This window comes from Aeromicrobium sp. REDSEA-S32_B7 (assembly GCF_001626145.1).
GTDB lineage: Bacteria > Actinomycetota > Actinomycetes > Propionibacteriales > Nocardioidaceae > Aeromicrobium > Aeromicrobium erythreum.
In genome coordinates, this window is sequence record NZ_LUNF01000065.1 from 1 (window position 1) to 11,172 (window position 11,172).

Below are 11,172 nucleotides of genomic sequence, written 5' to 3' on the forward strand. Positions count from 1 at the left end.
CGCTCCGGGCGTGGCTCTCCCCGGGCGACGCGGTCCTCGTGAAAGCATCGAGAGGTGCCCGCCTCGAGCGGGTCACGACGCGCCTGCTCGAGCCCTGACCGGCATACTCGACCCGGACCACCCCGACCCGGACCAGCCTCGCGCCCCGCCCCGAACCCCCCGAGAGGACCACCGCCCGCATGCTCGCCGTCCTGATCGCCCCAGCCGTCGCCCTCGTGGGCACCCTGCTGGGCACGCGCGTGGCCATCAACGTGCTGGTCAAGAAGGGCTACGGGCAGCTGATCCGCGACGACGGCCCCACCTCGCACCACGTCAAGCGCGGCACGCCGACCATGGGCGGCACGGTCATCATCCTCGCGTCGCTGCTCGCCTACGCGATCGCCAAGCTGGTCACCGGCTACCCGCCCAGCGCCTCCGCCCTGCTGCTGCTGTTCCTCTTCGCGGGGCTCGGGCTCATCGGCTTCCTCGACGACTACATCAAGATCTCCAAGCAGCGCAGCCTCGGGCTGCGCAGCAAGGCCAAGATGATCGGCCAGGTGCTCGTCGGGCTCGTCTTCGCGGTGCTCGCCATCGGCTGGGAGGACGAGAACGGGCGCACCCCGATCTCGCACGCGATCTCCTTCGTGCGCGACATCCCGGGCACGCAGCTGCCCACCGTGCTGCTGGTCGTCTGGGTCCTGCTCATGATCGCCGGCGCCAGCAACGGCGTGAACCTCGCCGACGGCCTCGACGGCCTGGCCACCGGCGCGTCCGTCATGGTCTTCGGCGCGTTCGTCGTCATCAACGTGTGGCAGTACAACCAGAGCTGCGCGACCGAGCAGGTAAGCCGCTGCTACGAGGTGAGGGACCCGCTCGACCTGGCGGTGGTGGCCGCGGCGATCACCGGGGCCTGCTTCGGCTTCCTCTGGTGGAACGCCTCGCCGGCGAAGATCTTCATGGGCGACACCGGGTCGCTGTCGCTCGGCGGCGCCATGGCCGGGTTCGCGCTCATGACCCGCACGGAGCTGCTTCTCGTGATCATCGGCGGCCTGTTCGTCGCCATCACGTTCTCGGTGATCCTCCAGGTCGCGTACTTCAAGGCCACCGGCGGCAAGCGGATCTTCCGCATGGCCCCGCTCCAGCACCACTTCGAGCTGCTCGGCTGGGCCGAGATCACCATCGTCGTCCGGTTCTGGATCATCAGCGGGCTGTGCGTGGCCGCCGGTCTCGGCGTCTTCTACTGGGAATGGCTCGCCTTCCGATGAGCACGGAGCACCCGCGTCGCGACGTCGAGACCCTCGGCGTCGGCGACGACTGGACCGGCGTGCGCGCCGTCGTCACCGGCTTCGGGGTCAGCGGCTTCGCCGCGGCCGACACCCTGCAGCACCTCGGGGCGAGCGTCACGGTCCTCGACGAGCGCGTCCCCGAGGACGGCTCGGCCCGCGCCGAGCAGGCCACGCTGCTCGAGACGCTCGGCGTCACGTTGCGTCTCGAGCCCGGCGCCACGGCCACGCTCCCCGACGACGTCGACCTCGTCGTCACGTCGCCGGGCTGGCGTCCGGAGTCGCCGGCACTGCGCGCTGCCGCCGAGCGTGGCGTGCCCGTGTGGGGGGAGGTCGAGCTGGCGTGGCGCCTGCGCGGTCCCGGCGCGCCGCCGTGGCTGTGCGTCACCGGCACCAACGGCAAGACGACCACCGTGCAGATGCTCGACGCGATCCTGCGCGCCGCCGGACTGCGCAGCGCTGCGGTCGGCAACGTCGGACGCCCCGTCCTCGAGGCGGTCATGGACCCCGAGCCGCTCGACGTCCTCGCCGTCGAGCTCTCCAGCTTCCAGCTGCACTGGAGCTCCTCGCTCGCCGCGGAGGCGTCGGCCGTGCTGAACATCGCCGACGACCACCTCGACTGGCACGGCACGCTCGACGCCTACGCCCACGCCAAGGGTCGGGTGTACGAGAACGTCGAGCGGGCGTGCGTCTACAACGTCGAGGACCCCCGCACCGAGCAGCTCGTGCGCGACGCCGACGTCCAGGAGGGCGCCCGCGCGATCGGGTTCACCCTGGGCGTCCCTGCGCCCGGCATGCTCGGCGTCGTCGACGGCCTGCTCGCCGACCTCGCGGTCATTGATCTTCATGTACTGATAGGCTGCAGAGCTGAAGGTGTGGGCGATGACGCCGTCCACGGCCGCACCGCGCCGACCTCGTCGCCGAGGTCGACGGCGTCCGCTACGTCGACGACTCCAAGGCCACCAACCCCCACGCCGCCCTCGCCTCGCTGCGCGGCGTCGAGTCGGCCGTGTGGATCGCCGGGGGGCTCGCCAAGGGCGCCCGCTTCGAGGAGCTCGTCGAGGCCGCCCGGGAGCGGCTGCGCGGCGTGGTGCTCATCGGCACCGACCGCGCCGTGGTCGCGGAGGCGCTGGCCCGACACGCGCCGGATGTGCCCGTCACGGAGGTCGTCGGCGGGGAGGATGGCCTCATGGACGACGTCGTCGCGGCAGCGGCCGCCCTCGCGCGCACGGGTGACACGGTGCTGCTGGCGCCCGGCTGCGCGTCCATGGACCAGTTCCGTGACTACGCCGCACGGGGCGACGCCTTCGCCGCGTCGGTGCGCCGGCTCCCCACCGCGTGAGCGTGCGATGAGCACCACCGACAAGTCGCCGCGGTCCTCCGGCAGCGCCGTCGCCGGCGTCCAGCGTCTGCTCGACCGTCCGCTCGCGTCGTACCAGCTCGTGCTCGGCACCACGGCGCTGCTCCTCGGCCTCGGCCTGATCATGGTGCTCAGCGCCAGCTCGGTGCTCTCGCTGCAGGTCTACGGCAACTCCTTCGCCATCGTGCAGCGCCAGCTCGTGCTCGCCGTCGTCGGCCTGGCCGGCGCCTACGCGGTCACGCGCATCCCGATGACGCTGCTGCGCCGCCTGATCCTGCCCGGTCTGCTGGTCTCGATCGCCCTCACGCTCGCCACGTTCATCCCGGGCGTCGGCGTCGAGGTCAACGGCAACACGAACTGGATCCCCGTCGCCGCCGGGTTCCGCCTGCAGCCGTCGGAGTTCCTCAAGCTGACCCTCGTGCTCTGGATCGCCGACCACTACGCGCGCCGCCAGAAGCACCTCGACAACCCGCGGCTCGTGCTGCTGCCGATGACGCTCGTCGCGGGCTTCTGCGCCGCGCTCGTCGTCGCCCAGAACGACCTCGGTACCGCCCTGGTGCTCTTCGCGGTCATCGTCGGCATGCTGTGGGTCGTCGGCCTGCCCGGACGCTTCCTCGGCGCGATCGTCGCGTTCGTGGGCGTCCTGCTCGTGTTCTTCGTGGCCACGGCGCCGCACCGCGTCGCGCGCATGCTGAGCTTCCTCAACCCGATGGCCGACCCCGACAAGGACGGCTACCAGGCCGTCCACGCGATGATGGGCTTCGCGCGCGGCGGCTTCGGCGGCGTCGGGCTCGGCGGCAGCCGCCAGAAGTGGGGCTCGCTGCCCGAGGCGCACACCGACTTCATCCTCGCCGTCGTCGGCGAGGAGCTGGGGCTGCTCGGCAGCCTCGTCGTGCTGGTCCTGTTCGTGCTGCTGGCCGTCGCCGGCGTCCGCATCGCCACCCGCAGCCGCGACCCGTTCGCCCGCTACGCGGCCGCCGGCGTCACCATCTGGATCACCGCGCAGGCGGCCATCAACATCGCCATGGTGCTCGGGCTGCTGCCCGTCATCGGCATCCCGCTCCCGCTGCTGTCCTACGGCGGCTCGAGCGTCCTCGTGACCCTGGTCGGCTGCGGCGTCCTCCTGCGCTGCGCCACCACCGAACCAGGCGCCGCCCGCGCGCTGGCCGCCGGCAAGGCGCGCCGCGCGCGCAGCAGCGCCGCCCGGAGGCGTTGACCGTGCGTGCTCTCCTCGCCGGCGGCGGCACCGCCGGCCACACCTCCCCGCTCCTCGCGACGGCCGCCGTGCTGCGCGACGAGGGCGTCGACGTGACCTGCCTGGGCACCCCGCGGGGCCTGGAGACCACCCTCATCCCCGAGGCCGGGTTCCCGCTCGAGCTCGTCCCGCCGGTCCCGCTGCCCCGACGCCCCGGTGCGGCGCTGCTGCGCGTGCCGGGACGGCTCCGCGCGGCGGTGCGCGCCACGCACGACGTCTTCGAGCGCGTGCAGCCCGACGTGGTCGTCGGCTTCGGCGGCTACGTCTCCGTCCCGGCCTACCTCGTGGCGCGACGTCGCGGTGTCCCGCTGGTCGTGCACGAGGGCAACGCGAAGCCGGGCATCGCCAACCGCCTCGGCGCGCGCTTCACCGAGCACGTCGCCACCAGCTTCCCCGACACGCCGCTGCGGCACGGGCAGTACGTGGGGCTGCCGATCCGTCGCCAGATCTCCAGGCTCGACCGCTCCGCCGCGCGGGCCGAGGGTCGCGCGCACTTCGGGCTCGACCTCGACCGACCGACGCTGCTCGTCACGGGCGGCTCGCAGGGCGCCCGTCGCATCAACCAGGCGGTCAGCGGTGCCGCGCGCGACCTCGCCGAGGCCGGCGTCCAGGTGCTCCACGCCGCCGGACGCCCCGAGGAGGTCGTGCTCGAGCGTCCCGCCGACGCCCCGCCGTACGTCGTCGAGCAGTACATCGACCGGATCGACCTCGCCTACGCGGCCGCCGACCTCGTCGTCTGCCGCGCCGGCGCGAACACCGTCACCGAGGTGGCCGCCGTGGGGCTGCCGGCGGCGTTCGTCCCGCTGCCGATCGGCAACGGCGAGCAGGCGCTCAACGCACACCCCGTGGTGCAGGCTGGCGGCGGCCTGCTCATCGACGACGAGGCCATGACCCCCGCCTGGGTCGACCAGGTCGTCGTGCCGCTCGTGCAGGACACCGAGCGGCTGGCCCTCATGTCGGCCGCGGCGACCGACCTCGTGCCGCGCGACGCCGACGCCCGGCTCGCGCGCATGGTCCTGGCCGCCGCAGGTCGGGAGCTCGGTCGATGAGGGTCCCCGTCCCCGACCACGTGCCCGGACCGCACGACCTCGGCCGCGTCCACCTCGTCGGCATCGGCGGGGCGGGCCTGTCCGCGATCGCGCGGCTGCTCGCCCAGCAGGGCGTGAGCGTCAGCGGCAGCGACGCCGCCGACGGCACCGTCGTGCGCGCGCTGCGCGAGGAGGGCATCACCGTCCACGTCGGGCACGCGGCGGAGCACGTCGAGGGTGCCGACACCGTCATCGTGTCCACCGCCGTCCGCGAGGACAACCCCGAGGTCGTGGCCGCCACGGCGTCGGGTGCGCGGCTCTGGCCACGGTCGGCGGGCCTGCGCTCGGTCATGACCGACCGGCGCACGGTCGCTGTCGCGGGCACGCACGGCAAGACCACCACCACCGCCATGCTCACCTGCGCCCTCGTGGCCGCCGGCGCCGAGCCGTCGTTCGCCATCGGCGCGGAGGTCGCGAGCCTTGGCACCAACGCACGCGTGGGCACCGGCGACGTGCTCGTCGCGGAGGCCGACGAGAGCGACGGCGCGTTCCTGCACTACGACCCGGCCCTCGCGGTCGTGACCAACGTCGACGCCGACCACCTCGACACCTGGGGGACGGAGGAGGCCTACGCCGCCGCCTTCGAGCAGTTCGTCGCGACCGTCGGCGAGGTGCTCGTGCTCGGTGCCGACGACCCGGGTGCCGCCAGGCTCGCCGCCGCGGGCACCGCGCGCGGGCTCGACGTCGTCACCACGGGCCTGGGCGAGGGCCACGACCTGCGGGCCCGCGACGTGCAGGTGGCCGCCGGGGCGACGACCTTCACCGTCGACGGGCTCGGCCTCTCCGGCCTGCCGGTACGGCTGGCCGTGCCCGGCGCCCACTACGCCCAGGACGCGCTCCTCGCGCTCGCGGTCGGCCTGCGCCTCGGCCACCCGGCCGAGGCTCTCGTGGAGGGCCTGGCCGCCTACGGCGGCGCCCGCCGCCGGATGGAGCGGCTCGGCGAGGTCGACGGCGTGGTCGTCTACGACTCCTACGCCCACCACCCGACGGAGATCCGCGCCGACCTCGCGGCGGCCCGCTCGATCGCGGGGGAGGGGCGGCTCGTCGTGGCCTACCAGCCGCACCTGGTGAGCCGCACGCGTCTCTACGGCGTCGAGATGGGCCGGGCCCTGTCGGCGGCCGACCTCGTCCTGGTCGCCGACCTGTACCTGGCCCGCGAGGACCCCGACCCCGCCGTCACGTCGGCGCTCGTCGTCGACGCCGTCGACGGTCCGCCCGCGTCCGCCGGTGGGCCCGTGGTCGACCTGCACGACGTCCTGCTGCCGCAGGTGCGGCCCGGCGACCTCGTCCTCACGCTTGGGGCCGGCGACGTGACCGTCGTCGGTCCGCGTCTGCTCGACGCGCTGCGCGCCCGCGGGACGGGCGGGGCATGACCGAGCAGCGCTTCCACGAGCGGCGTCGACGCGACCGCCGGAAGCGGCTGCTCCGCTGGGCCGGCGGTCTCGGCGCCGTCGTCCTCGTCGGCGTGCTCGTCTGGCTCGTCTGGTTCTCCCACGTCCTCGGCGTCCGCGACGTCGAGGTCGAGGGCACCAGGACCCTCGGGGTCAAGCAGGTGCGCTCGGTCGCGGACGTCCGGCTCGGCACGCCCCTGGCGAGGCTCGACACCGCCGCCGTCGAGGCCCGCGTGGCGGGACTGCCCGCCGTCGAGCGCGTCGAGGTCCGACGCAGCTGGCCCCGCACCGTCCGGGTCGAGGTCACCGAACGCACCGCCGTCGCCTGGACCAGGGTCGACGGCGACGTGCGCGCGCTCGACCGCTTCGGCATCGACTACCGGACCCTGCGCCAGCCGCCCCGGGGCCTCGTCGAGGTCAGCACCTCGGCCACCGACCCGCGGCAGCGCCAGCTGGCGGTCGTCGCCGCGGCCGCGGTCGTGGCCCGGCTGGAGAAGGACGACCCCGACCTGCTGAAGGCCGTCCGTGCGGTCGAGGCGCCGAGCCGCGACGCCGTGACGCTGCGGCTCTCACGCGACCGCACGGTCACGTGGGGGAGCGCGGCCAAGCCGGAGCAGAAGCTCAAGGTCCTGCGGGCCCTGCTGCGCATCCGGGCGCGCGGCTACGACGTCAGCGCGCCCGAGCAGCCCACCACGCGCCAGTAGCGCCGACGGCCCTCCGGGTCGGCTCGAGCGGGTTCGGAGAGGCGCGCGCGACGGACGTGAGGCAGAGCGTGCGCGACGCGCGGCGTGTCGTCCGTGAGGGCGTCCGCGCGCCGCGTAGCGTGATCCTCGGACAGCAGGTTGACATAACTATAACCCTGACGTTCACGTTCAGACTTGAGGGAGACCCCCTCCAGCCCTCCTCCTGAAAGGCATCGCACATGGCGGTCCAGAACTACCTCGCCGTGATCAAGGTCGTCGGCATCGGCGGCGGCGGCGTCAATGCCGTGAACAGGATGATCGAGGTCGGCCTCAAGGGTGTCGAGTTCATCGCCATCAACACCGACGCGCAGGCGCTGCTCATGAGCGACGCCGACGTCAAGCTCGACGTCGGTCGCGACTCCACGCGCGGTCTCGGCGCCGGGGCGAACCCCGAGATCGGCAAGCGTGCCGCCGAGGACCACGCCGAGGAGATCGAGCAGGCCATCAAGGGCGCCGACATGGTCTTCGTCACCGCCGGCGAGGGCGGCGGCACCGGCACCGGCGGCGCGCCCGTCGTCGCACGGATCGCCCGCTCGCTCGGCGCGCTGACCATCGGCGTCGTCACCCGTCCGTTCACGTTCGAGGGTCGCAACCGCTCGGGCCAGGCCGACGCCGGCATCCAGGCGCTGCGCGAGGAGGTCGACACCCTCATCGTCATCCCGAACGACCGGCTGCTGTCGATCAGCGACCCCAACGTCAGCCTGCTCGACTCCTTCCGCCAGGCCGACCAGGTGCTGCACCAGGGCGTCTCGGGCATCACCGACCTCATCACGACCCCCGGTCTGATCAACCTCGACTTCGCCGACGTCAAGTCGGTCATGTCCGACGCCGGCTCCGCCCTCATGGGCATCGGCTCAGCCCGCGGCGAGCAGCGGGCCGCGGTGGCCGCCGAGATGGCCGTCTCCAGCCCGCTCCTCGAGGCCTCCATCGAGGGGGCGCGCGGCGTCCTGCTCTCGATCGCGGGTGGCTCCGACCTCGGTCTGTTCGAGATCAACGAGGCCGCAGGCCTGGTCGCCGACGCCGTCCACCCCGAGGCCAACATCATCTTCGGTGCCGTCATCGACGACGCCCTCGGCGACGAGGTGCGCGTGACGGTCATCGCGGCAGGCTTCGACGGCGGCGAGCCGAAGGCGCGCGACGCCTCGCAGCCGGCGCTGCTCAAGGAACAGGCGGCACAGGAGCCTGCCACGCCGAGCACGCCGCCGCCGACCGCCGAGACCTACACGGGACAGAAGTACTCCTCGTCGACGCAGGCCGACCCGCTGCCGTCGGGCGACCCGCGCTCGGTCCCCACGCGCGAGCCGCGCGAGGTGCCCTACGGCGACGACCTCGACATCCCCGACTTCCTGCGCTGAGCGCGGCGTCGCCCGCCCGCGCTACCGTCGACGACGTGTTCTTCCACCAGGACCTCGGCTGGGCGCAGGTCGGCTTCACCGACGCCGGCACCGACCTCGGCCGCACCGACGCGGCCGAGGCGGTGCAGGCACGACGTCGGGCCGCGCGGTCGGTGGCCGGAGGACTCGACGCAGGGTCCGACGGCGCGCTCGACGTCGTGTCGATGCACCAGGTCCACGGACCCGACGCGGTGCTCGTCGGCCGTGGCACGCCGACCCCCACCGCCGACGCCCTCGTCACCCGGACGCCCGGGGTCGCGCTCGTGGTGAGGGTCGCCGACTGCACGCCCGTGCTGCTCGCCAGCGAGGACGGAGCCGTCGCCGCCGCGGTGCACGCCGGCCGGGAGGGGCTGGTGCGCGGGGTCGTGCCCCGCGCGGTCGAGCGTGTCGTGGCCGACGGGCCGACCGCACCGCTGCACGCCTGGGTCGGACCCCGCGCGTGCGGTCGCTGCTACGAGCTGCCGGCCGACCTCGCCGACGCGGTCGACGCCGCCGTCCCGGGCACCCGGTCGACGACGTCCTGGGGCACCCCGGCGGTCGACGTGGGCGCCGGTGTGGTCGCGCAGCTGGAGGCGCTCGGCGTCACCGTGCACGACGTCGGCGCCGGAGCCTGCACCATCGAGGACGACCGGTTCTGGTCGCACCGTCGCCAGGGCGAGCGCGCGGGCCGCATGGGCGGCGTCGTCGTGCTGGCCGCGGAGGGCAGGCCATGACCCGGCCCGAGGAGCTGGCCGCCAACCTCGCCGAGGTGCGGGCGCGCGTCGCCCAGGCCTGCGCGGCCGCCGGTCGCGCTCCCCAGGACGTCACCACCATCGTCGTCACCAAGACCTACCCCGCGTCCGACGTCGCCACGCTCGCCGGGCTCGGCGTCACCGACGTGGGGGAGAACCGTCACCCGGAGGCCGGCGACAAGGCGGCCGAGCTGCCGTCGCTGCTGGCCGACGGCGTCGCCGCACCGCGTCTGCACTTCGTCGGCGGGCTGCAGACCAACAAGGCGGGCGCCGTGGCGCGCTACGCCGACGTCGTCCAGAGCGTCGACCGCGCGAAGCTCGCCCGGTCCCTCTCACGCGGGGCCGAGGCCGCCGACCGCGACCTCGTGCTGCTCGTGCAGGTCGACTTCGACCTCCAGGACCCCGGTCGCTCCGGCGCCGCACCCGACGACGTGGCAGCGCTCGCCGACCTCGTCGCCGAGCTGCCCCGCGTGCACCTCGGCGGCCTCATGACGGTCGCCCCGCTCGGCGTCGCCCCCCGGCCCGTGTTCGAGCGACTGCGCGAGCTGTCCGAGCAGGTGCGCGCGCAGCACCCCGACGCGCGCATCGTCTCGGCCGGGATGAGCGGCGACTTCGAGGACGCGGTCGCCGCCGGCGCGACACACCTGCGGATCGGGCGCGCGGTGCTCGGCGAGCGGCCTCCGCTCCGGTAATCTCACCAGTGTCGTTCACCGACACCACTTCTTCCTCCGAGCCCCCGCTCACCCGCACCCGACGGAGACATCATGGCTGGCGCAATGCGAAAAGTAGGCGAGTACCTGGGCCTCGTCGAGCAGGCTGACTTCGACGAGTACGACGACGAGCCCACCGGTCCGGTGCCGGCCGTCCGTCGCGAGGAGGAGCGGACCCCCGCGGTGCGCGCCCCCGAGCGTCGGGCGCAGGTCGCGTCGATCGACGACCACCGTCGCACGCCCCGCGCCGTCGAGCCGGCGCCGTCGATGCTGGCCCGCATCGAGACGGTCACCCCGCGCACCTACAACGACGCGCGCACGGTCGGCGAGCACTACCGCTCCGGCGTGCCGGTCATCATGAACCTCTCCGAGATCGACGACGACGACGCCAAGCGCCTCGTCGACTTCGCTGCCGGTCTCGTGTTCGCGGTGCGCGGCACGATCAACCGGGTCACGTCGAAGGTCTTCCTGCTCTCGCCGGAGAACATCGAGGTGACCGACGAGGACAAGCAGCGCATCGCCGCGGGCGGTTTCTACAACAACGGCTGATGGCGCTCTCCACCATCGGGCAGGTCCTCAGCTTCGTCCTGCTCGTCTGCATCCTCGTGCTCATCGCACGGCTCATCCTGGACTGGGTCCAGCTCCTCGCGCGGTCCTGGCGACCCACCGGGTTCGTCGCCGTGCTGTGCGAGGGCATCTACACCGTCACCGACCCGCCGCTGCGCGCCGTGCGTCGGGTGATCCCCCCGGTCCGCCTCGGCTCGGCCATGCTCGACCTGTCGCCGATGGTGCTCCTGATCGGGATCTACATCCTCCAGGCGATCGTGAACAACACGCTCGTCGGTCGGTGAACACCGCGCGGCGTCCGCGGACGGGACGCGTGTGGCAGCAGTGAACGGTGACCGAGTACGGTGGGTCAGAACCACAGTCTTCGAGACGAAACCACGACACGAGGTGAACTCATGCCCCTGACGCCAGAGGACGTGCGCAACAAGCGCTTCACTCCGGTACGTCTCCGCGAGGGTTACGACATGGGCGAGGTGGACCAGTTCCTCGACGAGGTCGAGGCCGAGCTGGAGCGACTCACCGTCGAGAACGAGGAGCTGCGCGCCAAGGTCGCCGCGGCCTCGACCGGCGAGCCCACCGGTCTGATCCCTGCCGTCAAGGCGGAGCCCGCGCCGGCCCCGACCCCCGAGCCGGAGCCCGAGCCGGAGCCGGAGCCCGAGCCGGTCGTCGAG

At 73.5% G+C, this 11,172-nt stretch carries 10 protein-coding genes and 2 pseudogenes; all 12 read left to right on the forward strand.

The genetic code is table 11. From position 1 onward, the window contains the following. Nucleotides 1–179 precede the first annotated feature (179 nt). Nucleotides 180–1,244, forward strand: a complete 1,065-nt coding sequence (gene mraY / locus A6Q79_RS05095; protein ID WP_317696846.1) for a phospho-N-acetylmuramoyl-pentapeptide-transferase — start codon at nt 180–182, stop codon at nt 1,242–1,244. Continuing rightward, nucleotides 1,241–2,604: pseudogene (murD, locus tag A6Q79_RS05100) on the forward strand (Mur ligase family protein). The gene mraY and the pseudogene murD overlap by 4 nt, the downstream one beginning before the upstream one ends. A 106-nt stretch (nt 2,605–2,710) precedes the next feature. Continuing rightward, nucleotides 2,711–3,838, forward strand: a pseudogene (gene ftsW / locus A6Q79_RS05105) (putative lipid II flippase FtsW); the annotation flags it as partial. 2 nt (nt 3,839–3,840) lie between these two features. Then, the gene (gene murG / locus A6Q79_RS05110) at nt 3,841–4,926 is read left to right on the forward strand and encodes an undecaprenyldiphospho-muramoylpentapeptide beta-N-acetylglucosaminyltransferase (protein WP_286689901.1); all 1,086 of its coding nucleotides are present in this window, start codon (nt 3,841–3,843) and stop codon (nt 4,924–4,926) included. Beyond that, nucleotides 4,923–6,338 (forward strand): UDP-N-acetylmuramate--L-alanine ligase, encoded by a 1,416-nt coding sequence (gene murC, locus A6Q79_RS05115; protein WP_286689902.1) that lies wholly within the window; start codon nt 4,923–4,925, stop codon nt 6,336–6,338. The genes murG and murC overlap by 4 nt, the downstream gene beginning before the upstream one ends. Continuing rightward, the gene (locus tag A6Q79_RS05120) at nt 6,335–7,060 is read left to right on the forward strand and encodes a cell division protein FtsQ/DivIB (protein WP_286689903.1); all 726 of its coding nucleotides are present in this window, start codon (nt 6,335–6,337) and stop codon (nt 7,058–7,060) included. The genes murC and A6Q79_RS05120 overlap by 4 nt, the downstream gene beginning before the upstream one ends. A gap of 218 nt (nt 7,061–7,278) precedes the next feature. Then, complete coding sequence (gene ftsZ, locus A6Q79_RS05125) at nt 7,279–8,454, forward strand: cell division protein FtsZ (protein WP_067858267.1); 1,176 nt, start codon at nt 7,279–7,281, stop codon at nt 8,452–8,454. A gap of 35 nt (nt 8,455–8,489) precedes the next feature. After that, the gene (locus tag A6Q79_RS05130; protein WP_289016773.1) at nt 8,490–9,206 is read left to right on the forward strand and encodes a polyphenol oxidase family protein; all 717 of its coding nucleotides are present in this window, start codon (nt 8,490–8,492) and stop codon (nt 9,204–9,206) included. Further along, nucleotides 9,203–9,916, forward strand: coding sequence for a YggS family pyridoxal phosphate-dependent enzyme (locus A6Q79_RS05135; protein WP_289016774.1), 714 nt, complete (start codon nt 9,203–9,205; stop codon nt 9,914–9,916). Before A6Q79_RS05130 ends, A6Q79_RS05135 begins: the two co-directional genes overlap by 4 nt. 72 nt (nt 9,917–9,988) lie before the next feature. Further along, nucleotides 9,989–10,483, forward strand: coding sequence for a cell division protein SepF (locus A6Q79_RS05140; protein WP_067858258.1), 495 nt, complete (start codon nt 9,989–9,991; stop codon nt 10,481–10,483). Beyond that, the gene (locus A6Q79_RS05145; RefSeq protein WP_067858255.1) at nt 10,483–10,785 is read left to right on the forward strand and encodes a YggT family protein; all 303 of its coding nucleotides are present in this window, start codon (nt 10,483–10,485) and stop codon (nt 10,783–10,785) included. Before A6Q79_RS05140 ends, A6Q79_RS05145 begins: the two co-directional genes overlap by 1 nt. A 111-nt stretch (nt 10,786–10,896) precedes the next feature. After that, on the forward strand, nt 10,897–11,172 hold a 276-nt coding region (locus A6Q79_RS05150), incomplete at its 3' end, for a DivIVA domain-containing protein (protein ID WP_317696860.1).

Excerpts from the sequence above, each read along its gene's own strand:
- A6Q79_RS05120 (WP_286689903.1), top strand. The coding sequence starts at position 6,335 with ATGACCGAGCAGCGCTTCCACGAGCGGCGTCGACGCGACCGCCGGAAG.
- A6Q79_RS05145 (WP_067858255.1), top strand. The coding sequence starts at position 10,483 with ATGGCGCTCTCCACCATCGGGCAGGTCCTCAGCTTCGTCCTGCTCGTC.
- murC (WP_286689902.1), top strand. The coding sequence starts at position 4,923 with ATGAGGGTCCCCGTCCCCGACCACGTGCCCGGACCGCACGACCTCGGC.
- mraY (WP_317696846.1), top strand. The coding sequence starts at position 180 with ATGCTCGCCGTCCTGATCGCCCCAGCCGTCGCCCTCGTGGGCACCCTG.
- A6Q79_RS05135 (WP_289016774.1), top strand. The coding sequence starts at position 9,203 with ATGACCCGGCCCGAGGAGCTGGCCGCCAACCTCGCCGAGGTGCGGGCG.
- ftsZ (WP_067858267.1), top strand. The coding sequence starts at position 7,279 with ATGGCGGTCCAGAACTACCTCGCCGTGATCAAGGTCGTCGGCATCGGC.
- A6Q79_RS05140 (WP_067858258.1), top strand. The coding sequence starts at position 9,989 with ATGGCTGGCGCAATGCGAAAAGTAGGCGAGTACCTGGGCCTCGTCGAG.